At 62.0% G+C, this 24107-nt stretch carries 21 protein-coding genes; 15 read left to right on the top strand and 6 right to left on the bottom strand.

The features are described from left to right. Window positions 1-256: 256 nt before the first annotated feature. Both FJ978_RS10630 and FJ978_RS10625 read right to left on the bottom strand, forming a co-directional pair. On the bottom strand, window positions 257-634 hold the full coding sequence (locus tag FJ978_RS10630) for a hypothetical protein (protein WP_013894073.1): 378 nt from the start codon (window positions 632-634) through the stop codon (window positions 257-259). A gap of 318 nt (window positions 635-952) precedes the next feature. Then, a complete protein-coding gene (locus tag FJ978_RS10625; protein WP_013894072.1) occupies window positions 953-3637 on the bottom strand; it encodes an EAL domain-containing protein in 2685 nt (894 codons plus the stop codon). 280 nt (window positions 3638-3917) lie between these two features. On the opposite strand from FJ978_RS10625, the gene FJ978_RS32765 reads away from it, so the two are divergent. Then, window positions 3918-4067, top strand: a complete 150-nt coding sequence (locus FJ978_RS32765; RefSeq protein WP_167313555.1) for a hypothetical protein — start codon at window positions 3918-3920, stop codon at window positions 4065-4067. Between the two features lie 321 nt (window positions 4068-4388). On the opposite strand, the gene FJ978_RS10620 is transcribed toward FJ978_RS32765, so the two are convergent. Beyond that, window positions 4389-5489 carry a tartrate dehydrogenase gene (locus tag FJ978_RS10620; protein WP_140572103.1) on the bottom strand — a complete coding sequence of 367 codons (1101 nt, stop codon included), beginning with the start codon at window positions 5487-5489 and terminating at the stop codon, window positions 4389-4391. Window positions 5490-5984: 495 nt separating this feature from the next. On the opposite strand from FJ978_RS10620, the gene ugpC reads away from it, so the two are divergent. The 4 genes from ugpC (at window position 5985) to FJ978_RS10600 (ending at window position 10355) form a co-directional block, all read left to right on the top strand. Continuing rightward, window positions 5985-7064, top strand: a complete 1080-nt coding sequence (gene ugpC / locus FJ978_RS10615; RefSeq protein WP_013894069.1) for a sn-glycerol-3-phosphate ABC transporter ATP-binding protein UgpC — start codon at window positions 5985-5987, stop codon at window positions 7062-7064. Between the two features lie 38 nt (window positions 7065-7102). After that, the gene (locus FJ978_RS10610) at window positions 7103-8428 is read left to right on the top strand and encodes an ABC transporter substrate-binding protein (protein ID WP_013894068.1); all 1326 of its coding nucleotides are present in this window, start codon (window positions 7103-7105) and stop codon (window positions 8426-8428) included. Window positions 8429-8521: 93 nt separating this feature from the next. After that, window positions 8522-9460, top strand: a complete 939-nt coding sequence (locus tag FJ978_RS10605; protein WP_013894067.1) for a sugar ABC transporter permease — start codon at window positions 8522-8524, stop codon at window positions 9458-9460. A 1-nt stretch (window position 9461) separates the two neighbouring features. Further along, window positions 9462-10355: a carbohydrate ABC transporter permease gene (locus FJ978_RS10600; RefSeq protein WP_140572102.1), complete on the top strand. Its 894-nt coding sequence runs from the start codon at window positions 9462-9464 to the stop codon at window positions 10353-10355. A 427-nt stretch (window positions 10356-10782) separates the two neighbouring features. Here FJ978_RS10600 and FJ978_RS10595 read toward each other — a convergent pair whose 3' ends face one another. Continuing rightward, entirely contained in the window at window positions 10783-11679 is an 897-nt protein-coding gene (locus FJ978_RS10595) for a GNAT family N-acetyltransferase (protein WP_140572160.1), read from the bottom strand. 238 nt (window positions 11680-11917) lie between these two features. On the opposite strand from FJ978_RS10595, the gene argE reads away from it, so the two are divergent. The 6 genes from argE (at window position 11918) to FJ978_RS10565 (ending at window position 18551) form a co-directional block, all read left to right on the top strand. Next, window positions 11918-13042: an acetylornithine deacetylase gene (gene argE, locus FJ978_RS10590; RefSeq protein WP_013894064.1), complete on the top strand. Its 1125-nt coding sequence runs from the start codon at window positions 11918-11920 to the stop codon at window positions 13040-13042. A 10-nt stretch (window positions 13043-13052) separates the two neighbouring features. Further along, entirely contained in the window at window positions 13053-13976 is a 924-nt protein-coding gene (locus FJ978_RS10585; protein WP_013894063.1) for a glyoxylate/hydroxypyruvate reductase A, read from the top strand. Between the two features lie 81 nt (window positions 13977-14057). After that, window positions 14058-14411, top strand: a complete 354-nt coding sequence (locus FJ978_RS10580) for a cupin domain-containing protein (protein ID WP_041164678.1) — start codon at window positions 14058-14060, stop codon at window positions 14409-14411. 147 nt (window positions 14412-14558) lie between these two features. Further along, on the top strand, window positions 14559-16022 hold the full coding sequence (locus FJ978_RS10575) for an aldehyde dehydrogenase (RefSeq protein WP_013894061.1): 1464 nt from the start codon (window positions 14559-14561) through the stop codon (window positions 16020-16022). Window positions 16023-16032: 10 nt separating this feature from the next. Beyond that, window positions 16033-17076 carry a tartrate dehydrogenase gene (locus FJ978_RS10570; protein ID WP_013894060.1) on the top strand — a complete coding sequence of 348 codons (1044 nt, stop codon included), beginning with the start codon at window positions 16033-16035 and terminating at the stop codon, window positions 17074-17076. A 17-nt stretch (window positions 17077-17093) separates the two neighbouring features. Continuing rightward, the gene (locus FJ978_RS10565; RefSeq protein ID WP_013894059.1) at window positions 17094-18551 is read left to right on the top strand and encodes an NAD-dependent succinate-semialdehyde dehydrogenase; all 1458 of its coding nucleotides are present in this window, start codon (window positions 17094-17096) and stop codon (window positions 18549-18551) included. 40 nt (window positions 18552-18591) lie between these two features. Here the strand turns inward: FJ978_RS10565 and FJ978_RS10560 are convergent, their stop codons facing one another. Both FJ978_RS10560 and FJ978_RS10555 read right to left on the bottom strand, forming a co-directional pair. Further along, window positions 18592-19866, bottom strand: coding sequence for an FAD-binding oxidoreductase (locus tag FJ978_RS10560; protein ID WP_013894058.1), 1275 nt, complete (start codon window positions 19864-19866; stop codon window positions 18592-18594). A 16-nt stretch (window positions 19867-19882) separates the two neighbouring features. Then, window positions 19883-20551: a haloacid dehalogenase type II gene (locus tag FJ978_RS10555; RefSeq protein WP_013894057.1), complete on the bottom strand. Its 669-nt coding sequence runs from the start codon at window positions 20549-20551 to the stop codon at window positions 19883-19885. Between FJ978_RS10555 and FJ978_RS10550 the strand changes: the two genes are divergently transcribed. From FJ978_RS10550 to FJ978_RS10535, 4 genes are all read left to right on the top strand, one after another. After that, window positions 20550-20723, top strand: coding sequence for a hypothetical protein (locus FJ978_RS10550; protein WP_224729596.1), 174 nt, complete (start codon window positions 20550-20552; stop codon window positions 20721-20723). The genes FJ978_RS10555 and FJ978_RS10550 overlap by 2 nt on opposite strands. 147 nt (window positions 20724-20870) lie before the next feature. Beyond that, complete coding sequence (locus FJ978_RS10545) at window positions 20871-21710, top strand: GNAT family N-acetyltransferase (protein WP_013894056.1); 840 nt, start codon at window positions 20871-20873, stop codon at window positions 21708-21710. A gap of 10 nt (window positions 21711-21720) precedes the next feature. Further along, window positions 21721-23094: an aspartate aminotransferase family protein gene (locus tag FJ978_RS10540; protein ID WP_013894055.1), complete on the top strand. Its 1374-nt coding sequence runs from the start codon at window positions 21721-21723 to the stop codon at window positions 23092-23094. Window positions 23095-23331: 237 nt separating this feature from the next. Beyond that, window positions 23332-24054: an HAD-IA family hydrolase gene (locus FJ978_RS10535; protein WP_013894054.1), complete on the top strand. Its 723-nt coding sequence runs from the start codon at window positions 23332-23334 to the stop codon at window positions 24052-24054. The last annotated feature ends 53 nt before the right edge of the window (window positions 24055-24107 follow it).

Here is a 24107-nt window from a genome sequence, read left to right as displayed (position 1 = left end):
GCCAACAGTTTGGTTAGCGCCGAATTGATTTGCAGCCCCCCACCAAAGACAAAGCGGTGGCGGTCGCGCTGTCGAGAAGATGCAGCACCATGAAGAGCCGACGCCGAACCAGCCAGCGGCGGCAGGTCGCGGCCGCTGGGACGCCGTGGCGTCTGTGAACAGTAGCTGTATTACCTCCGTGACTGAAATTCATGTCATGGCCGATGCTTCGGGCCAGACCGTCGCTTTGCCACGCGACCATAAGCTTGCGTTTGGGTCAGGTTCCGATGCTGGATGAGGCACGCCGCCGCCACCATGAAAACCCGTAAGCGAATATCCAGTTGAAATAAATGAGAGCGATAATCGACCCGGTCAGGGGACCTTGCAGGCGCCAATAACCAAGGAAGTAGCCCGTGCCTTCCGACAGCGTGCCGTATGCCGTGCCCACCAGCACGACGCATGGGGTAACAAGCAGTCCGTTAGCGACATTGAGCGAAGGCACGGTGCGCAGTGCGTTGAGCCAAGCGGCAAATGAGACCGCAGCTAATGGCAGACAACTGAACGCGCCCGCGATCCAGCCGTGGCCGGCGCCGGCCAAGGCGATGAACCCGAACAATAATAGGGCGCCGAACAGCGAGGCGACTACGTATCTCATGGGTCCGAGTTTCCAGCACTCCTGGTCTTAACGACTGCCAATCTGTTCCTCCAGCTAACGGCCCAGCGGTTGCTTTGAAAGCGGCACAAGTTCAGCCTCGTCTTTGACGCCGGCTACGTGTTGGCAATGATCCGGGAGGCAACGGCGTCACGCGCTTCCGGCGCCTACCGTCGGGCCTCAAATGTTGAAAGACCCTGGGCCGAGCAGTCAGGCGGGATGACCCGCATCGCGACCGCCGCCACTCACTCCTGCATGGGTCGCCATCACGTGAGGGCTGAAGCCTTTTTCGGTCGACGTCGGCGATCAACGCAATCTGAGCTATCTGCTGCGGCTCTCCAGCAACCTTTCGATCTCTCGTGAGCATACCGGTTTGCTGAAGTGATAACCCTGCATCTCATCGCAATTGTTTTTGCGTAGAAACGCCACCTGCTCGTCAGTCTCGACTCCTTCCGCAATGACTCTCATTTTCAGTTTTTGACCGAGCGATATGACGGCACTCGCGACCGCCTGATCGTCTTCGTTCGTGGCGACGTCGTCGATAAACGACTTGTCGATTTTTAGCCGTGCGATTGGAAATGTCTTGAGAGCACTCAGGCTTGAATACCCTGTGCCGAAATCGTCGATCGAAATCTGAACCCCTAAGCTTTGGAGTTTGTTCATCGTTGTGACTGCCAGACCGACGTCCTGCATGATCAGGCTTTCTGTGAGTTCAAGTTCGAGATAGCAGCCCTCCAGGTCACTCTCACTGAGCGCGTGAACGACACGTTCAACCAGGTTTTTTTCGCTGAATTGGCGAGCCGAGACATTCACGGAAACGGTGATCGGCTCCAATCCGAGATCTTGCCAAGCCTTGTTCTGCCGACAAGCCTCATGCAGGACCCAATCGCCTATGGGCACGATCAGGCCTGTCTCCTCGGCCGTGGGGATGAAGCCAACTGGGGCCATCGCCCCGTGTGCTGGATGGTTCCAGCGTATCAACGCTTCTACGGCCACGATCTGCACGGATCGGAGATCTATCTGCGGCTGATAGAAGAGCTCGAACTGTGATCGAGCCAGCGCAGTTCGAAGCTCTTCCTGCAATAAGAAGCGTTCATGAGCCCTGGTGTTGAACTCCGGAGCATAGAACTGGAAGTTGTCGCGCCCGACCGCTTTCGCCCGATACATTGCAGCATCGGCATTGGCCACGAGGCTTTCCGGGGCTTTTCCATCTTTTGGGTAAGTTGCGATACCGATGCTTGCTGTCGCCCTTACGCAATGGTCGCCCAATTGAAGTGGCTCCGCTATTGCCGTACGGAGTTTCTGCAGCGTTTCTGCGATGAGGTCGACGTTCTTCGGTTGATCCGAAAGCACAAGGACGAACTCGTCACCACCAAGTCGAACGATAGTATCGGTCGAACTGATGCACCCCACCATCCGTTCGGCGACTGTTTTGAGCAGCCTGTCGCCTGCGTTGTGGCCGAGCGTGTCATTGATGAGCTTGAAATTGTCCAGATCGATGAAGACGACCGAAACCCAGCGATCATATCTTTGGGCGTGTAAAATCGCCTGCGAAAGTCGGTCCTGAAGCAAGGCTCGATTGGGCAGTCCGGTAAGCACATCATGGTTGGCCATGAAGTGGATCTGGTCTTCCGCCTTCTTGCGCTCGATGGCGATGCCGGCGATGCGAGTGGTAAAGTTGATCAGACGGGTCTCGGCCTCCGCGGGCTCACGAACCGTCATGGAGTACATTGCAAAGACACCCAGAACAGCGCCTTGGTGGGAAACTATCGGGGTGGACCAGCAAGAGCGGTAACCGTACCTCTCCGCCAGGTCGCGATAATCGTCCCAGAGAGGATCTCGCATGATGTCGGCAACTACAACCGGTTCGCGTCGAAACACAGCGGTCCCGCAAGATCCGACCTTGGGTCCGATGGCGACTCCATCGATGGCATTTATGTACCCTTCCGCCAAGCTCGGCGCCGCGCCGTGCCGCAGATGCCGGCCCTCCTTGTCGAGGAGCAGCACCGAACCCAGAATCCCCGTGAGTTGTGATTCCATGAGACGCATCAGGCGGTCCAGCACGTCGTCCAGCGGCGCGCCGGTCGCAATCATCTCAAGGATTTCTGCCTGCCCGGTGCGGAGCATGTCTTCCCGCTTGCGGCCTGTTATGTCGTGAGCAATGCCGACCAGGCCAAAGACGTCATTTCGGTCGTTACGCAACGGTACCTTGGTTGAGGAAAGCCATTTGCCCGCCCCTGAACGATCGACAACGAATTCTTCCTCATCGATCATCGGCTGCCCCGTCTGCAGAACACTCAATTCGTCGGCTCGAAATTTGCTCGCAAGCTCGGGGGCGTGAAGATCGAAGTCTGTCAATCCAATCATGTCGCGGGTCGTTTCGCGCCCGCTGTCGGCTGCGAGCGCCCTATTGGCCACAATGAAGCGGCTTTCCGAATCTTTGACCCAAAGGTAATCGGGTACCCAGTCGATCAAGGTCTGCAGCGATATCCGCTCGTCGACTATCTGGCGTGTAGCGATTAGCTCGGTGACATCCTCGTGGGTCGAAACCCAACCGCCGTCCGGCATAGGGTGATGATAGACTTGCACCGTTCGTCCGTCGGCAAGATCGGCAGCCCACGTTCGCGATATCGCACCTGAATTAACTGATCTGGCCAAAGCAAGATATTCGTCGACCGACATTGCGGATGTCCCTGCGGCGACGCGGTGCACCACGATCTCCCGCAGTGTGATGCCCGGGACAAGACGCTCGGGCGGCACCCGGTAAATTTCAGAATACCGAGGGTTCGATAATATCAACCGCTCCTCGGGATCAAATAAACAGATACCTTGGGAGATATTATCAATGACAGTCGCAAACCGTAGGGCCTGGGCTTCGAGACTTTGAAGTTTAGCGTCCAGATCGCACTGGCGGCCCTCGTAGGAAGTCCTTGCCAATTTGGCCAATGCGGCAAGCCCTACCGACTCCGAATCTTCTCCCGCCTTCTTCGCTGGTTTTGATGCCAAGCTGGGCTCCTCCGGTTAGTTGCTCCTCCGAAAGCAACAAAACCAGACTGAGCCTAGCCCGTAAACGTTATTGAAAACTGACTGACCGCAGGTGAATTGGACAGGATTTTGCCGCCGCGTTGCGATCGGTCTCACGGCGCATCAGGCACGCAGACCTGCGCCCTGCGGGGGCAACATGCTTACATCCCGCATCAGCGTCCGCCCGCCGCGGTCGAGGACGAACGTGATCGAGGTCGGTGCGAGAAGCCGTGATCGCCTTCTGCCGGAGGCTCGAGTCGGCTTGTGGCGACACCACAATCTCGAAGCGGTCGCCTGCGACGTCAGCTGTCGGGCAACGGTGAAGCTGATTTATATGGCCGGCATCGTGACGCCGTTTCCCAACATCGTCTATGCGCTCGATCTCTCCTTGCCTGTCGCGCCGGTGAGGTGAAAACACGAGCCCACTCCCGAGCCGGCGGCACAAGGGGTGGCCCTGCTGCGACGCGGTCAACCGAGCGGCGATCTTCGCCGACCGGCGCAATGCATCCTCCTAGGTGTCCTCGATTCCGAGGAATCGAACCAAGCCATGGCGGACTCGACAGTCTCGCTGCCCAGCCCGCCATCGTTCCCGTGGCGCTGGGCATGCCGCCAGGAGTGCTCCACGCGCCTGCTTGGGACCGCATCTCGCAAGCCGCGGCCGACAGTCACCAACCCCAAGCACCTTATGTAGGGTATCTCGTCATGCGACTTGCAAGCGAGCAACCGTGACTGTCTATCCGACCGGCGGAGATGAACTCGTGCTGTTTAGACCTGACAGCGCCGCAATCACTGCAGCGGTGACCTCGGCGGTGCGGGCCATCCCCCCAAGATCCGGACTGAGATGCTCCCCCCGGCCGGTGACGATTTCAATCGCTACCATTAGGCGCCGCGCCGCGGCGTGCTCGCCGAGATGGTCGAGCATCAGGCTTGCCGTCCAGAACGATCCAAGCGGATTGGCGATGCCTTTGCCGGTGATGTCGAATGCGGAGCCATGGATCGGCTCAAACATCGATGGGCGGGTGCGCGACGGTTCAATGTTCGCGGTTGGGCCGATTCCCAGCGAACCCCCAAGCGCCGACGCCAGATCAGACAGGATGTCGGCGTGCAGGTTGGTCGCCAGCACAGTGTCCACGCTGCCGGGCCTGTTGACCATTCTTTGCGTCATGGCGTCGACCAGCATCCAGTCAACGGTCAGCCCTGGGTAGCCGTGGACTACTTCGCGCACGACTTCGTCCCAGAGCACCATGCCATGGCGCTGTGCGTTCGATTTGGTTACGACGGTCAGCAGCTTGCGAGGGCGCGACAAGGCAAGATCGCAGGCAAAACGGGCGATACGCTCAATACCGGCGCGGGTGAAGACAGCAACGTCCATGCCGACTTCGATGGGCAATCCACGATGGGCGCGACCGCCAACCCCCGCATATTCGCCTTCGCTGTTCTCGCGTACGATCACCCAGTCGATCTGTTGGCCGAGGTCGGGCCGCAGCGGGCCTGTCAACCCGGGCAGAAGGCGCGTTGGCCGCACATTTGCATACTGGTCAAACCCCTGGCAGATCGCCAGGCGCAAGCCCCATAGCGTGATGTCGTCGGGGAGCTCCGGGTCGCCAACCGCGCCGAAATAGATCGCGTCGAAATTTTCAAGCCGAGCAAGCCCATCCTGCGGCATCATGCGGCCATTGCGGCGATAATAGTCCGAGCCCCAATCGAAGCGCTTGAACTCGAAGGCAAGACCGAATTCCGCGGCAGCCAAGGTCTCCAGCACCTCGACGCCGGCCTCAACCACCTCGGGGCCGATTCCGTCGCCACCGATCACCGCGATCCTATGCAAGGACATTTTCAGTTTCCTTCTCAGCGGCAGCGACCTTGGCGCTGGTCATTGGTTCGGAGTAGTGGGCACGTATATCGTCAGTCCGCGTCTCTTGCCACGCGAGAGCGGCAACAGTGGTCTTGCCCTGATCAGCGAGGCGGATGGGCGATGCCACGGTAATGGCCGCTCCATCCGTCATCAGCTGCTTCAGTCGCCGCGCAAGGATTTGACGATACTCCAGCGGGCCGGTCACCTTCCACCAACTTGGCCGCAGCCGAGTTCCAAGATGGCGCCCTTCGGCCACGGATTTGGACCATAGACCCGCTGTTCTGCGGTTCCTGCATGCCCGCTTTACAGGCGGATTTGGTAGCGCTACCGTTTCAGAGTCGCGTGACCGGGGATCTGGAGGCAGACGTCGCCGACGCAAGTGGTGGATCGCCGCACTGCCGGCATCCGTTTCAAGCCACGCCTGATACAACGGCTCCTCGCGACGTTTTCGCAGGAACCATCGGGAGGAGTTCGATGGCGGCTGTCGCGATTGGCGATGTCTACAAATCCTTCGGGGCCACTGAGGTTCTGCATGGCGTCAGCGTCGATATCGAAGACGGCGAGTTCGTCACGCTCGTCGGGCCCTCCGGCTGCGGGAAATCCACGCTCCTGCGGATGATTGCCGGTCTGGAAAAGATTTCGCGGGGCCATATCTCGATTGGCAGCCGGATCGTCAATGACGTTGCTCCTAAGGAACGCGACGTGGCCATGGTCTTTCAGAATTACGCGCTCTACCCGCACATGACGGTTGCGGAGAACATGGCGTTCTCGCTGATGCTCAAGGGCGTTCCGAAGGCGGAGAGCGATGCAGGCGTCGGTCGGGCAGCAGAAATCCTTGGGCTTGTTCCGCTTCTGTCGCGGTATCCGCGGCAGCTTTCAGGCGGCCAACGTCAACGCGTCGCCATGGGCCGCGCGATCGTGCGCAATCCGCAGGTGTTCCTGTTTGATGAGCCGCTCAGCAATCTCGATGCCAAGCTCAGGGTGCAAATGCGCGCCGAGATCAAGGAGTTGCACCAGCGGCTGAAGACCACGACGGTGTATGTCACGCACGACCAGATCGAGGCCATGACCATGGCCGACAAGATTGTGGTCATGCACGACGGTATGGTCGAGCAAATCGGGTCGCCGCTGGAGCTCTACGACCGCCCGAACAACCTGTTCGTGGCAAGCTTCATCGGCTCTCCCGCCATGAACATGCTCAAGGGAACAATCCTGACCGAAGGCACGCCGCGTTTTCAGGGCGCGGGAGGGATTTCGGTGCCTTTGGCCGCGCCGTTCTCCATCGGCAATGGCGAGCCTGTCGTGCTGGGGATACGGCCAGAGCATTTGCGGCTCGGCGACAATGGGATTGCGGTCACCGTGGTGGTGATCGAGCCAACCGGCTCGGAAGTACAGATCATAGGCCGGACGGCGGGAGGCGAGGATGTCGTCGCCAATTTTCGGGAACGCCATTCCTTCGCGCCGGGAGAAACCATCCGGCTGTCGGTCGAACCTGGTCTCGTTCATCTCTTTCACGGCGAAACCGGCAAGCGCATGAGCCTCCCGCAGCAGTAGGGCAACACGCAACGAGGAAAACACAGGAGGAAACGAGCATGAGATTCACCAGACGCGACGTGATCCGTACGACGGCCGGCGCCGCCGCCGGCGCGTTGGGGAGCCGGTTCGTCGGCTCTCCGGCCTTCGCCAAGGAGGCTTTGACGTACAAACCGGAGGATGGCGCGAAGCTCAGACTGCTGCGCTGGTCGCCTTTCGTGCAGGGCGACGAGGACCAGTGGCTGAAAAACACCAAACGGTTCACGGAAGCAACGGGGGTGGAGGTCCGCGTCGACAAGGAGAGTTGGGAAGACATTCGGCCCAAGGCTGCGGTCGCCGCCAATGTCGGCTCGGGTCCGGACCTGATGTTCGTCTGGTTCGATGATCCGCACCAGTACCCCGACAAGCTGCTCGATGTGTCGGAACTGGGCGATTATCTCGGCAACAAATATGGCGGCTGGTATGACGGGCCGAAACAATATGCGACGCGCGAGGGTAAGTTCGTGGGCCTGCCTCTGGCCACCATCGGCAACGCCATCGTCTACCGCGAAAGCTGGGTGAAGGAGGCCGGTTTCTCGGAGTTTCCGAAGGACACGGCCGGCTTCCTCGAGCTCTGCAAGGCGCTCAAGGCCAAAGGTCATCCGGCCGGCTTTACCCATGGCCACGGCGTCGGCGACGGCAACAACTATGCGCATTGGCTGCTGTGGAGCCATGGCGGCCAGATGGTCGACGAGAAAGGCAAGGTCACGATCAACAGCCCCGAGACGCTCAAGGCGATCCAGTATGCGCAGGAGCTCTACAAGACCTTCATCCCCGGAACCGAAAGCTGGCTCGACGTCAACAACAACCGGGCCTTCCTCGCCGGCGAAGTGAGCGTCATCGCCAACGGGATTTCCGTCTACAACACCGCCAAGGTCAACAAGGACAATGATCCGAAGCTGACCGACATTGCCAAGGACATGCGCACGACCAACATGCCGATCGGTCCGGTCGGGAAATCCGTCGAGCTGTTCCAGGTGACCACGGCCGTCATTTTCAACTACACGCCCTACCCCAACGCGGCGAAAGCCTATCTGCAGTTCATGTTCGAGGATCCGCAAATGTCGGACTGGATCACCTCCTCGGCATGCTACTGTTGCCAGACGCTCAAAGCCTTCGCCAACAATCCGGTCTGGAAGGCTGATCCGAACAATGCGGCATACGCGAAAGCCTCCGAGACGCTGCGTCCCAACGGCTATGCCGGGCCGCTCGGCTACGCCTCGGCGGCCACCATGGCCGACTATGTTCTGGTCGACATGTTCGCCAAGGCCGTGACAGGCCAGGCCACGCCGCAGGAAGCGATGGAAGAGGCGGAAAAGCGGGCCAACCGCTACTATCGCGTTTGACCCTAGCCGAGCCGGGCCGCGGATCATGCTGCCCGGTCGGTTTCGGACGGCGGCTTGCGTCGCCATGCAACCAGACCTCGTAAGGAGCCGCCCATGGCCGTGACGTCCGCTGCGGTTCGGCCGCGCCCATCAATCCTGTCGCGTCTGGCCGAAAGCCGAAATGTCCTGGGCTTCGGCTTCATGCTGCCGGCGGCGGTGCTGCTGCTGGTCTTCCTGACATACCCGCTGGGGCTTGGTGTCTGGCTCGGTTTCACCGATGCGCGCATCGGCCGCCCTGGCGTCTTCGTAGGTATTGAGAACTATGAGTATCTGTGGAGCGATAGCGTCTTTTGGCTCTCGGTCTTCAACACGCTGCTCTACACCGTCAGCGCTTCGATCCTGAAATTTGCGCTCGGGCTCTGGCTGGCGCTCATCCTCAACGAGAACATTCGCTTCAAGTCCTTTTTTCGTGCAGTGGTGCTTTTGCCCTGGGTGGTGCCGACGGTGCTTTCGGCGATCGCCTTCTGGTGGATCTACGATTCGCAGTTCTCGATCTTGTCATGGGCGCTGCAGCAGATGGGACTGATCGATCATCGCATCAACTTCCTCGGCGACCCGACCAATGCGCGCGCGTCGGTTATTGCCGCCAACGTCTGGCGCGGCATTCCATTCGTCGCCATCACTCTGCTGGCGGGTCTGCAGACCATCCCGCAATCGCTATACGAGGCCGCCACCCTCGACGGCGCCAGTCGGTCGCAGTTGTTCCGCTACGTGACCCTGCCGCTGCTGACGCCGATCATTGCCATCACTATGACCTTCTCAGTGCTGTTCACCTTCACCGATTTCCAACTGATTTATGTGCTCACTCGTGGCGGCCCGGTAAACGCCACTCATCTGATGGCGACATTATCGTTCCAGCGCGGCATTTCCGGAGGCCAACTCGGCGAAGGCGCGGCAATCGCCGTCGCCATGATCCCCTTCCTGCTGGCGGCGATCCTGTTCAGCTATTTCGGCTTGCAACGGCGCAAATGGCAGCAAGGCGGCGGAGACTGACATGGCCGCGATCAAGCAAGCGGAACGCATCAACAACGATGAAGGCGGCATGGGCTATTTGCAAAGCCTGCCCCGTCGGGTTGTGACGGTCTATCTGCCGCTTCTGGTGTTTATGATCGTGCTCCTGTTTCCCTTCTACTGGATGACGATCACGGCAATCAAGCCGAATGCCGAGATGACCGACTACGTGAACTACAACCCGTTCTGGGTTGATCACCCGACATTGCAGCACGTACGTTATCTGCTGTTCGAGACCTCCTATCCTGGTTGGCTGCTCAACACGATCATCATCTCGACCGCCGCCACTTTCCTGTCGCTGTTGGCAGCGGTGCTGGCGGCCTATGCGATCGAACGCCTGAGATTCTCGGGCGCGCGGCAGGTCGGCCTTGCAGTGTTCCTGGCCTATCTTGTGCCGCCTTCGATTCTATTCATCCCGCTATCGCTGATGGTGTTCAACCTCGGCCTCTATGACACCCCGTTCGCGCTGATCCTCACCTACCCCACCTTCCTCGTCCCCTTCTGCACCTGGCTGCTGATGGGCTATTTCCGCTCGATCCCGTTCGAACTGGAAGAATGTGCTCTCATCGACGGTGCGAGCCGCTGGCAGATCCTCACCAAGATCGTGCTGCCGCTGTCAGTCCCTGGCCTGATTTCCGCCGGCATCTTCGCTTTCACGCTATCCTGGAACGAGTTCATCTACGCGTTGACCTTCATTCAATCGTCCGAAAAGAAGACGGTGCCAGTCGGCGTGCTCACCGAGCTGGTTCGCTCCGATGTCTATGAGTGGGGCGCGCTGATGGCCGGCGCGCTGATCGGGTCCTTGCCGGTGGTGGTGCTCTATTCATTCTTCGTCGAGCACTACGTTTCCTCAATGACCGGCGCGGTAAAGGAATAACGCCGTGCGACCGAACGCCGTTGGCAGATTAGCCACGGGAGGCGAGCAATGAAACTCGCTTGGAGATCGAGAAGCTTCTATTTCGGCGAACCGCCCCGTAAATATTAGGATTACGTTGGTCGCTGAGGGCTGCCAATTTCTACCGAAAACGTTAGCGGATGGTTCGCCAAGTCGTTTCCTTCGTATTCTCTCGTATGGTCTGGCGAACCAAAGGACCAAGAAGACGACTGGTTACGAGCTTCGAGATATCGCCAATGTAGCCCCAGGTCGCCAGGAACTCCTGGTAGTGAATGACCGAAATGGGCCGCGAGCGAACGGGCCGCTTTCTGTGGCCAAGGTGGGATAGAACACCATGCGGACCACCCTAGGCGAGCAATTGATAAAACCAGGGTCGACCAAGCCGATACCGTTGCGCGACAGAAGGCAACTACCCGAGGGTTTGGCTTGCTAAGGCATAGGTCCTCAACGAGCTGCCGTAAGGAACAGCGGCAATGCGTTTGCCCAGCGACATGGTCACCACCGTGTCAAATACCGGCATTCCGCTGTGCGACAAAAAGGCGGCGAACTCGCCATTGTCCATATGGGTGTCGATGCGCAGGAAAGACCCCGAATGGTCGGCCACGTGCGGCCGGACGACCGCCAACGCGTCGGCGTCGCTAACCGCCACGACCGGTCCCACGACATGGCCCCGCCCGAACGGCCGGCAGAGCGCGAAAGCGCTCAGCGTATCGCCCTTGAAAAGACCATAGCCGGCCGAGTGTGCGAAAAGCCGTTCGATGAGCGCCGCCCGCCTCACGCCAAACCCGGCCGCGTCGAGCGCGATCACAGCGGCAATGTCATTTTCGCCCAAACTTCGGACATCGCCTCGAATATTTGCCGGCCTGCCCGTCATCTGCAAGCTGGCGATGCCCTGGCATTGATAGACGGTCTTCTCCGGCTGGAAGTCGAGCGAGAGATAGAGCCGCCTTGCCGCGCGCGTTGCATTCAGGCGCAGATCGCGCCCGGCGACCTTCTCGAAGACCCGCTTCATCAGCCATTGCCCCGCCCCCAGCGTCTGCAATCGCGGCGAGGTGATGACCATCCCCACTGTGGCGAAATCGGCACCATGCGCGAACCACATGGCCGAGCCGAGAACGCGGCCGATCTCGTCGAGCGCCACGAACCCGTCTCCCATTTCGCGAAGGAACTGCCAGTCCTCGGCGCGATGCGGCCATCCCACGGCGAGCGAGTGTGCGTGCAAGAGGTCCAGTTCGACGCCTTCGATGTCGCCGATCCGCATCGAGAAAGTGTCGATTTTCAAGCTTCCGGACGGCTTCAAGTCCATGCCCCTACAAGATTGTCCTACCGAGCGCGGCACAACGACAGCCACCCTCTGCCCGCCAACGCTAAACGAGCGGACCGGTACGATCAGCTCGAAAGCCGCGCGGCAACGCAAGATTCAACTGAAACATTTCAGCTTTCGGCACGCAATCGCGAAAGAATGCACACACTCTCTCTGGAAATCTAGCAGCATATGGTCGACGGCTCCGATCCCGGCGAACCCGAACGTTTTGAGGACTGGAATGGACGTCTTCGACATCCTCGATCGTCTCGTCGCTTTTCCAACGGTCGCCGGCAGGCCGAACGGCGATATCGCGGGCTGGATCAAGACCTATCTCGCTGAACACCGAGTTCAGGTCACCGTGCTTCCGGGGCCGGAAGGCGATCGTTCCAATCTTTTCGCGACGATCGGCCCCGCCGATGTCCCCGGCTATATCCTGTCCGGCCATATGGACGTCGTTCCCGCCAGCGAGCCGCAATGGAGTTCGAGCCCTTTCGCACTGCGCAAGGAGGGCGAACGGCTCTATGGACGCGGCACCACGGACATGAAGGGGTTTCTTGCCGCGGCACTCGCGGCCGTGCCCGCGCTGACGGGACTGCGCCTTGCCGGGCCTATCCACCTCGCCTTTTCCTACGACGAGGAGGTCGGATGCCGTGGCGTGCCGCATTTGATCGCCCACCTTCCCGAATTGTGCGCGAAGCCGTTGGGCGTCATCGTCGGCGAGCCGAGCGGCATGCGCGCCGTGCGCGGCCATAAGGGTAAGGCCGCCGCCCGGGTGATCGTCAACGGGCGCTCGGGCCATTCCTCGAGGCCCGATCTCGGGCTCAACGCCGTCCATGCCATGGCCTATGCGCTGAGCGCCGCCGTGAGCGAAGCCGAGCGGCTGACACACGGTCCGTTCGATGCCGCCTTCGAGCCGCCCTACTCCTCGCTGCAGGCGGGCGTCGTGGCAGGCGGACATCAGGTCAACATCATCCCCGACACCTGCACTTTGGACCTGGAGGCACGCGCCATACCTGGTGTCGACCCGGCAAGCCTGCTCGCGCCGGTCAAGGCGCGGGCAGAGGCCCTCGTGGCCGACGGTTTTCGTATCGAGTGGAGGCCGATGAGCGCTTATCCGGCGCTGTCGCTGCCTCAGGATACGGCGCTTGCGGCACTGCTGGGCGAACTGACCGGCGAAGCGCCGCTCGCCGCCGTCAGCTACGGCACGGAGGCCGGACTTTACCAGGCCGCCGGGCTCGATGCGATCATTTGCGGACCCGGCGACATAGACCGCGCCCACAAGCCTAACGAATACATCCTTGCCAGCGAACTCACCGCCTGTCAGCGAGTGATCGAGGCTCTGGGCGTCCGCTGCGCGGCATGAGAGGAACGGAATGACATTCCTGTTCAATTCCGATGCACGCCGCGGCGCGATCTTCTGCGAGGTATTCGCGACAGAACTGCCGGATGTTCCCATCACGATGGATGCCGCGACGGTCGATCCCGACGCCGTGCGCTATCTGATCAGCTGGACCGTGCCGGACAATCTCGTTGTTTATACGAACTTGGAAATCCTGTTTTCCATCGGCGCCGGCGTCGACCAATTTCGCCTCGATGCGGTACCTGCGAACGTGAAGGTCGTGCGCATGATCGAGGAAGGCATCGTGCGCATGATGCAGGAATATGTGACGCTGGCCGTACTCGCGCTCCACCGCAACCTGCCTGGATATCTCGCGCAGCAGCGCGCCGGCGAATGGGCTGACATCGCGCAGCTCCAGGCCGGGGCGCGCCGGATAGGCGTGCTCGGCCTCGGACAGCTTGGCCAAGCCGTCCTCGACCGCCTGAAGCCCTTCGGCTTTCCGCTCGCCGGATGGAGCCGCTCGCCCCGGCGGATCGAGGGCGTGACCTGCCACCATGGCGAGCCCGGGCTGAGCGAGATGCTCGCCGTCAGCGACATATTGATCTGCCTGCTGCCGCTGACCGAGGAGACGCGCGGTTTGCTCGATGCCGGCCTGTTTGCGCAACTGCCTGAGGGGGCGGCAATCGTCCACACCGGCCGCGGGCCGCAGCTCGACGACGAAGCCCTCGTCACCGCGCTCGACAGCGGCCACCTTTCGGCGGCGATGATCGACGTCACCGATCCCGAACCGCTGCCGGCAGGTCATCCGTTCTGGTTGCATCCGAAGGTCATCCTGACCCCGCATGTCGCCAGCGTCACCCAGCCCGCCAGCGCAGCAAAGGCGGTTGTCGAAAACATCAGGCGTTACCGCGCCGGTCTTGATCCCATCGGGCTCGTCGACCGGTCGCGCGGCTACTAAGTGCATCTCACCCGGAAGTGTGCAGCGGTTCTGGGACAAAGACACATCAAGCCAAGATCCTCCAACATGAAAGGCCATCCCTTGTCCCTGCTCAAGACCGTCGATACCAGACCTGTCTTCCAGCCGCGCGAATCCGCGGCGCTGCCCGAACGGCTGATTTCCGGCGACCCTGGCTTCAAAACCTGGGCGCAGGATGTCGCCAAGGGCGACCTCGTCCATACCGGCGTCTGGGAGGCGACGCCCGGCGAAACGCGCTCGATCAAAGGCGAGACTTTCGAGTTCTGCCACATCCTCTCCGGGTTGATCGAAATCACGCCCGACGGCGGCAAGCCGGTGACCTATCGCGCCGGCGACAGCTTCGTGATGAAACCTGGCTTCACCGGGGTTTGGAAGACCATTGAGACGGTACGCAAGATCTACGTGACCGTAGGGTAACGGGAGGGCGGAGGCGCCGGCCTCCGCAACAGATTTTGCCGTCTGTCATCGCCGGCACACAACAATCATCCGCGACCGATCGTCGAACGGCGCATGCTGCGCCAGAGCCCGCGCTAGGCTTCTGCAGAATATTCCAGAGTGGGTACCATGGGCTTGAGCTTCGATCCGGATACCGTCTCGCTTCCCGTCGGTCATTTCATTGGCGGGGAGATGATCGCGGCCGAGAGTGCCATCGAGATGCGCCGTCCGTCGGATGGCAAGGCATATGCCGGCTGCCCCGTGGCCGGCGTCGATATGGTCAATCGTGCGGTGGAAAGCGCCAAGGCGGCGCTGAAGGCCAGCAACTGGGGCGGCGTTCGGCCGCGCGAACGGACGAAGGCGCTCCAGGCCTGGGCCGACCTGATCGAGGCGGAGGCCGAAACGCTGGCCAGGATCGAGGCGCTGTGCTCCACCCGGCCCGTCGGCCAGCTCGTTGCCGGCGATATCGCCATCACCGCCGAGCAGATCCGCTTCTTTGCCGAGTTCGCCGACAAGGAAGGCAGCGAGCTCGTGCCGACCGACGACGCCACTCTCGGCATGATCATGAGCGAGCCCTATGGCGTGGTCGGTGCGATCACGCCCTGGAATTTCCCGATCTCGATGGCCGGATGGAAGCTTGGTCCAGCATTGGCCGCGGGCAATGCGGTCGTTCTGAAGCCGTCGGAAATGACACCCTTCTCGGCAGTCTACATGGCGCAACTCGCCGTGAGGGCGGGCCTGCCGGCAGGGCTCATAAACGTCGTGCTGGGAGACGGCCCGACGACCGGCACGGCACTGACCGGCCATCCCGAGATCGCCAAGGTCTCGTTCACCGGCTCGACCCGCGCCGGCTCAGCGATCATGGAGAACGTCGCTCGCACCGGCGTCAAGCCGATGACGCTGGAACTCGGCGGCAAGAGCCCGCAGATCGTCTTTGCCGATGCCGATATGGAGAAGGCCACGACGGCCATCGCCGGCAGCGTCACCTTCAATGCCGGTCAGGCCTGCGTCGCCGGCACGCGCCTGATCGTCGAGAGGAGCGTGGCCGACAGGTTGACGGCTGCCATCCTGGAGAGGATGAAGGCGGTGCGGCCCGGCCCGACCTGGAACGAGGCGACGCAGTATTCGCCTGTTATCTCGGAACGGCAGCGGGCCCGTGTCGACAGCATCGTGCGGTCCGCGATCGAGGCCGGCGGCGAATGCCTGACCGGTGGCGGCGTCATGGACAGCCCCGGCTATTTCTACCAGCCGACGCTGATCTCTGATGTCGACCAGGCCAATCCGGCGATCGTCGAGGAAATCTTCGGCCCGGTCCTCACCATCCAGACCTTCGAGACCGAGGAAGAGGCGCTGGCGTTGTCCAGCCATCCAACCTACGGGCTGGCTTCCGGCCTGTTCACCGCCGACCTGTCCCGCACGATCCGTCTGGCAGGCAAGCTCGAAGCGGGCACCGTCTGGATCAACCGCTACAGCCGCTCGCGCGACCATATCCTGCCGACCGGCGGCTACAAGCGCTCCGGCATCGGCAAGGATCTCGGCCGCGAGGCCTATCTCGCCAACCGCAGGACCAAGAGCGTCCTGATCAGCCTCTAGAGAGATGCCGATGAAGCCCTACTTGATCGCTTTGATCCCCGGTGACGGCATCGGCCGCGATGTGACCGCCGCCGCCTGGACGGTGCTGGAGACCGCAGCCAAACACGCGGGCTTTGCCTTGACGGGAACCGAGTTCCCTTGGTCCTGCAAATTCTACAAGGATACCGGCCGCATGATGCCCGAAGACGGCATCGAGAGCTTGCGCGGCTTCGACGCCATTCTTCTGGGCGCCGTCGGCTGGCCGGCGGAGGTCCCGGATTCCGTTTCGTTGCACGGCCTGCTGCTGCCGATCCGCAAGGCATTCGTGCAATACGCCAACATCAGGCCGCACCGCCTGCTGCCGGGCGTCAAGGGCCCACTGCGTGCCGAGAGCTTCGACATATTGTGCATCCGCGAGAACACCGAGGGCGAATATTCGGGCGCCGGCGGGCGCGTGCATCAAGGCACTCTGGACGAGGTCGCGGTGGAAACCTCGATCTTCACCCGCGCCGGCGTCGAGCGCATCCTGCGCTTCGGCTTCGAGCAGGCGCGGACACGGCGCGGCAAGCTCGCCTCCGTCACCAAATCCAACGCGCAGACATATTCGATGGTGTTCTGGGACGAGATCACGCGAAAGCTGACTGCGGAGTACTCTGACGTCGATGTCACCAGCTATCATGTCGATGCGCTCGCCGCGCGCATGATCATGGCGCCGGAGAGCCTCGACGTGGTCGTCGCCTCCAACCTGTTCGGCGATATCCTGACCGACATCGGCGCAGCGATCCAGGGTGGGCTCGGCTACGCCGCCTCGGCCAACATTAATCCCGACCGCTCGGCACCATCCATGTTCGAGCCTGTGCACGGGTCGGCGCCCGACATCGCGCATCTGGGCATCGCCAATCCCATCGCCACTATATGGTCCGGCGCCATGATGCTCGACCATCTCGGCGAAGCGGCCGCAGCCGGGCGGGTCATGCAAGCGGTCGAGGCGACAACCGCGCGCGGCATTGGAACCATTCCGGGCAAAGACAGAACGCAGGCCATCACGGCCGCCGTCGTCGCAGCGCTCTCCTGATTGCAAGGTCGTTTTCGATGAAAAATCTCAAAGACAAAAGTCTCTTCCGCGAAGCCGGCCTGATCGACGGCAAATGGGTCGCTGCCGGCTCCGGCAAGACGGTCGATGTTGTCGATCCGGCTGCTCAATGCGCGATCGGCACGGTGCCCGACATGGCCGGTCATGAGACCCGGGCGGCCATCGAGGCCGCGGCGTCCGCTTATGCTGGCTGGAAGAAGAAGACCAACGCCGAGCGCGCTGGCCTCCTGGAGGCCTGGCATGGCCTGATGCTGGCGCATCTGGACGATCTCGCGCTGATCCTGACGACGGAACAGGGCAAGCCGCTGGACGAGGCCAAAGGCGAGATCCGCTACGGGGCGTCCTTCGTCAAATGGTTTGCCGAGGAGGCACGCCGCATCAACGGCCACACCATCCCCTCGCCGACGCCGGACCGGCGTATCATCGTGCTCAAGGAGCCGGTCGGTGTGTGCGGCATCATCACGCCGTGGAACTTCCCCAACGCGATGATCACCCGCAAGGTCGCGCCGGCGCTGGCCGCCGGCTGCACGGTTGTGATCAAGCCATCCGAGTTCACGCCCTATTCGGCGCTGGCGCTCGGCGTGCTTGCCGAACGCGCGGGCATCCCTGCCGGCGTCATCAACATCGTCACCGGCATGCCGGCCGAGATCGGCAACGAGATCATGGCCAACGAGACCGTTCGCAAGATCTCCTTCACCGGCTCGACGCGGGTCGGTTCGCTGCTGATGCGCGGCGCGGCCGATACTGTCAAACGGCTCAGCCTCGAACTCGGCGGCAACGCGCCCCTCATCGTCTTCGACGACGCCGATCTCGATCTCGCCGTCGAGGGCGCGCTTGTCTCGAAATTCCGCAATGGCGGACAGACCTGCGTCTGCGCCAACCGCATCCTCGTCCAGGCCGGTGTCTACGAAGCCTTCGCCGCCAAGCTTTCCGCTCGCGTCAACGCCATGACGGTCGGACCGGGCACTCAAGCCGGTGTCGCCATCGGGCCGATGATCAACATGGCGGCGGTCGAGAAGATCAACCGCCATGTCCAGGACGCGCTCGCCAAGGGTGCTTCGATCATCACAACGAGGCCGGCATTGCCGGACGGTCCTCAATATGTCGCGCCGCTGGTGCTGACCGGCGCCACGAAGGACATGCAGCTTGCCGGTGAGGAAACGTTCGGCCCGGTCGCACCGCTTTTCCGGTTCGAGACGGAAGAGGAGGCGATCACGCTCGCCAACGGCACGCCCTACGGGCTTGCTTCCTACTTCTACACCGAGAACCTGAAACGCGCCTGGCGCGTCGGCGAGGCGCTGGAGTTCGGCATGGTGGGGCTCAACACCGGCTCGGTCTCGATGGAAGTCGCCCCCTTCGGCGGCGTCAAGCAGTCCGGCCTCGGCCGTGAGGGGGCGCAGGTCGGCATCGAGGAATATCTCGAGATGAAGAGCTTCCACATGGGCGGGCTCAGCTGAGGCCATTTGGCTGAGAGCCCAAAGCGGACCGTATCGAAGCTCACTGGATCCGGTCGAGCGCCTTGTAATAGAGGCCGACCATCGGCAGGAACCAGGGCTTGCCGGAATAACCGGGAATGGCAGGCCACTTGAGCCCCTTCATCGGATTGCGGTCTTCGCGGCCGAGCATGGCATCGGCCAGGACCATGCCGAGATGGGTGGAAAGCTGCGCGCCGTGGCCGGAATAGCCCATCGCGTACCAGACCCCGTCATGATAGCCGGCCCGCGGAAAACGGTCCTTGGTCATGTCGACCAGCCCACCCCAACAATAGTCGATCTCGACCTTGGCGAGCTGCGGGAAGATCGCCGCGAGGCCCCCCTGCAATATCTGTCCGCTCTTCGAATCCGAGCGCTGGTCCGAAGTCGCCGAGAAGCGCGCGCGACCGCCGAAGATCAGGCGCCTGTCCGGTGAAAGCCGGAAGTAGTTGCCGATATTCATCGAGGTGACGCATGTCCGGTTGCCGGGCATGGTGGCAGTGATCTCGGCGTCGCTCAACGGCCGCGTGGCGATGATGAAGCTGCCGACGGAGATGATCCTGCGGCGAAAATAGCTGAAATTCGGCGTGGTATAGGCGCCGGTCGCTACCAGCACATTGTCGGCGCTGATGCGGCCGCGGGAGGTCGTCAGCTCATGGATGCCACCGACCTGCTTGCGGTCGGTCACCGCCGCATTCTCGTGGATGATGGCGCCGTGGCGGGCGGCGGCTGTCGCAAGGCCTGCCACATAGCGGCCCATATGCATCATGGCGCTCTTCTTCGACAGCATCGCGCCGTGGAAGGGCGAGCCGATCTCGGATTTGAGGTCGACCGCCGACAGCAGCGCCGTATCCGGATCCACTTCCGCATGGAGGGCTTCGAAATTGCGGGCGATCGCTTGGAAATGCTGCGGCTTGGAGGCGAGCTTCAGCTTGCCGGCGCGGCGGAAATTGCAGTCGATGCCCTCTTCGGCAACCAGCGCCTCAATGGTGTCGACGGAGTCGTCGAGCGTGCGGTAGAGCGCGATCGCGCGTTCCTTGCCGAGTTCCGCCTTGGCAGAGAGGTAGCTGTGAGCGAGGCCGTTGTTCAGGTGCCCGCCATTGCGGCCGGATGCGCCCCAGCCCACGCGCTGCGCCTCCAGCACCGCCACCTTCGCGCCGGCCTTCGCCAGTTGGCGCGCCGCAGCGAGACCGGTGAAGCCGCCACCGACGATGACGGCATCATAGTGCCCCTCGACCGGGCCTTGCGCTCCGCCGGAAAAGACAGGGGCGGTATCGTGCCAGTAGGAGATCAATTTCATCGACGATCCGCCTGTTTCAAAGCCCGACCACTCCCGGGAGACCCGAAATGTCTGATATCTCGACATAGCCATAGTAAGGGTTTGCCGGTTCGTGGCCGCGATTGACCCAGACCTTGTTCGTGATGCCGAGATCATGTGCCGACATCAGGTCGTAGCGGAACGAGGACGAGCAGTGAAGAATATCTTCCGGGCCGCAGCCCAACCTGTCGAACATATATTCGAAGGCCTTGAACCGTGGCTTGTAAGCCTGCGCCTGCTCGGCCGTGTAGACGGCATGGAACGGCGCGCCGAGCTTCTCGACATTGGACATGATCTGCGCGTTCATGGCGTTGGACAGGATGACCAGCGGAATTTCCTTGGCGACCTTAGCTAGGCCGGCTGGGACATCTGCATGGGGCCCCCAGGTCGGGACACGTTCATAGACCATCCTGGCGTCGTCAGGGCTGAAGGCAACACCATTGCGCTTGCAGGCCCGCTCGAGCGCGTTGTGGACAACGTCGGCGTAAGGCTTCCAGTCACCCATGATCTCGTCGAGCCGATAGGCGGCGAAGTTCTTGATGAACTCCTGCATACGCGGTTCGTCGAGCCGGCTGCCGTAAAGGTCTCGCGCCGCTTCCGCCATCTGGAAATTGGTCAACGTACCGTAGCAGTCGAAGGTAATATATTTGGGCCTGAAAGAAGCCATGTCCGTCGATCTCCAGTGGAAGCACATTCGCGTTGGGAAGCATTTCATCATAGGACAGGTGGTGGCGACCCACCTGACCGAAATCGCCCTCCCGAAAGCAGAAAGTTCCGTATCCACCATCCGGTTTGGCACGCTGTGGCATCTGGTGTGTCGAACGCGGCGCCGCGCGTGACGTGAAGCGCCTCCGCCGTGGCGGGCGCCAGCACAAGATGCGGCGCACCGCTTGCGCTACGGCGAAAGATACCGCCGAGGCCGAAGCCTTCAGACGATTTGCGACGCGACAATGGTCGAGACTTGAGGGCAGACGGAAGGATGCCTCATGCAGCAGGGCGAGATCGAGATTCAGGACTTCGGGCCGGACCATATCGAGGGAGCCGTGGCGCTTTCTCGCCAGGAGAATTGGCCGCATCGGCCGCAGGACTGGCAGATGGCGCTGCAGCTCTCGAGCGGCGCGGTCGCGCTCGACGACCAGGGCCGTGTCACCGGAACCATCCTGGTGACACCCTATGGCGCGGACTGCGCCATGATCAACATGGTGATCGTCGACAGGAACGTGCGTGGCAAGGGGCTCGGGCGCCGGCTCATGGATCAGGCCATCGCCCTTGCCGGCGACCGTCCGCTGCGGCTCGTCGCGACGAATGACGGCATGCCTCTCTACCAGAAACTGGGCTTTGTGCCCTCCGGCACGATCCGGCAGCATCAAGGTACGGTTGCAGCGCTCGGCGTGCCGGATGGAGTGGAAGCCGCAAGCATGGACGAGCTGCCGGACATCAAGGCGCTGGACCGCAACGCCTATGGCGCCGACCGGCAAACCCTGATCGATGCGCTGGCCGAGCGCGGCCAATTCGCAATCATCGGCCGCCACGGCGTGATTGAAGCCTATGCCGCAATCCGCCCGTTCGGACGCGGTGAGGTGATCGGACCGGTCATCGCGGAAAGCGCTGACACCGCGAAGGCCCTGATTACCTTCTTCGCCGCGAACCGCCCCGGCGCCTTTCTGCGCGTGGATACCGACAGCAGGACCGGCATTGCCGGTTGGCTCGAGGAAATCGGCCTCACCCATGTCGGCGGAGGCGTGGCCATGGACCGTCCGCCCAAGAGCGTCGCGGAACAGACCAAGCCAAAAGTTTACGCCCTCGCCAACCAGGCGCTCGGCTAGGAGGACAACAATGCTCGCGAATTCCCTGATCGAACTCGATCGCGCCCACCTCATCCATCCGGTCTCATCATACCGCGGCCATGAGGCCCTCGGCGTGCGCGTCTTGAAATCGGCGAAGGGGGCGACCGTGACCGATGCGTCAGGCCGGCAACTCGTTGACGGTTTCGCGGGGCTGTGGTGCGTCAATGCCGGCTATGGCCATGACAGCATCGTCGAGGCTGCGGCCCGGCAGATGCGCGAACTCCCCTACGCCACCGCCTATTTCGACCTCGGCTCGGAGCCGGCCATCCGCCTCGCCTCGGAACTGGCCGAGCGCGCGCCAGGCGACCTCAATCACGTCTATTTCACGCTCGGCGGGTCGGACGCGGTCGACAGCACGATCCGCTTCGTCCGCTACTACTGGAATGCCAAAGGCGAGCCGCAACGCGACCAGTTCATTTCCATCGAGCAGGGCTATCACGGGTCATCGGTGGTCGGCGCGGGCCTGACCGCGCTGCCCGCCTTTCACGCCGGTTTTGGCGTTCCCTTTGAATGGCAGCACAAGATCACCTCCCCCTATCCCTACCGCAACCCGGTGGGCGAGGACGGCAATGCGATCATCGCCGCATCACGCGCCGCGCTGAAGGCCAAGATCGAGGCAATCGGACCGGAGCGGGTCGCTGCCTTTTATGCCGAGCCGATCCAAGGTTCGGGCGGCGTCATCGTCCCGCCGAAAGGCTGGATAAAGGCGATGCGCGAGCTCTGCCGGGAGTACGGCATCCTGTTCATCGCCGACGAGGTGATCACCGGCTTCGGCCGAACCGGACCCTTGTTCGCCTGCACCGATGAGGACATCGTTCCCGATTTCATGACGACCGCGAAGGGGCTGACTTCGGGCTATGTTCCCATGGGCGCCGTGTTCATGGCCGATCATGTCTACGACGTCATCGCCGACGGCGCGGGCAGTTCGGCCGTTGGTCACGGCTACACCTATTCCGCCCACCCCGTCAGCGCCGCCGTCGCGCTTGAAGTGTTGAAGCTCTACGAAGACGGCCTGCTGGAGAACGGCATCAAGGCCGGCGCTCGCCTGATGGCGGGCTTGGAGGGCCTGAGGGACCACCCGCTCGTTGGCGACGTGCGCGGCCGCGGCATGCTTGCCGCGATCGAACTGGTGGTCGACAAACAGAAGAAGACCCCGTTTCCGGCGTCGGCCATGCCGGCGCGGCGCGTCTTCGACAGGGCGTGGGACAACGGCCTGATCATCCGTGCCTTTGCGCATGGGGTTATCGGCTATGCACCACCGCTCTGCTGCACCGACGCCGACATCGACGCGATCATCGAGCGCACGCGCCGGACGCTCGACCAGACACTGGACGATCCCGATGTCCGTCAGGCAATGGCATGACCGCGGACGAATACCCTGCGTTTCGAAATAGCGCCGGGGCAGACGATTTCGCAATTTTGTGCCGCCCCCTCACGTCTTTTCGGCGAATCCAGCGCGGGGGAAGTGCCAGACTGTTGATAAGACAAGGCCAGAAAGCCCGGATTTCCGGGCCTTCGAAAAAGGCCTACGCCCCGGACAGCACGGAATTTTGTTCTGTTCAACACATGCAATTCGGCCGCGTGCAGAGGAGACCCAGTCTTGGCCAGGGGCTTTAGCGAATTCAAATACATGACCTTCGATGTGGTCGGCACGCTGATCGATTTCGAAGGCGGCATCACGACCTGCCTGGCCGGGATTGCCGCCGAGGCCGGCGTTCCGCTCGACGGCGAGGAAGCGCTGAGCCTTTACCGGCAAGCCCGCTACATGCCCGATGCAGGCCTGTTCCCGGACGATCTCGTGCGTGTCTACAGGGTCATCGCACCACGGCTCGGCCTGCCGGCCGAGGAAAGATACGGCATGCGCCTGCGGGACTCCGCCAGCGTCTGGCAAGGCTTCCCCGACAGCGCGGCTGCATTGGCGAAGCTTGCAAAATCGCACAGGCTGATTGCCATGACCAATGCCCGGCGCTGGGCGCTCGATCATTTCGAGAAGCAACTCGGATCGCCCTTTTTCGCCACCTTCACTGCCGACGATACAGGCACGGAAAAACCAGACCCGGCCTTTTTCCAGAAGGTCTTCGATTTCGTCGCCTCAAGGGGCGACAGCAAGGAGGACATCCTGCACGTCGCGCAAAGCCAGTATCACGATATCGGCATATCCCGGGCGCTTGGCATGACCAATTGCTGGATCGAGCGCCGGCACGCCCAGAAGGGCTATGGCGGCACGATCGAGCCCGAGCGCTTCACCACGCCGGACTACCACTTCACGTCAATGGCGGCCCTTGCCGCCGCCGTGCGGGAAAGCCTGAAGCAACGAACCTGAGCCCAACCCGGAAAGCCGCGTCAAGACGAGCAAGCCGGAAAACAAACGAAAAG

Origin of the sequence: Mesorhizobium sp. B1-1-7 (genome assembly GCF_006442705.1) — a bacterium.
GTDB classification, from domain to species: domain Bacteria; phylum Pseudomonadota; class Alphaproteobacteria; order Rhizobiales; family Rhizobiaceae; genus Mesorhizobium; species Mesorhizobium opportunistum.
This window is presented reverse-complemented; position numbering and strand designations above follow the sequence as displayed.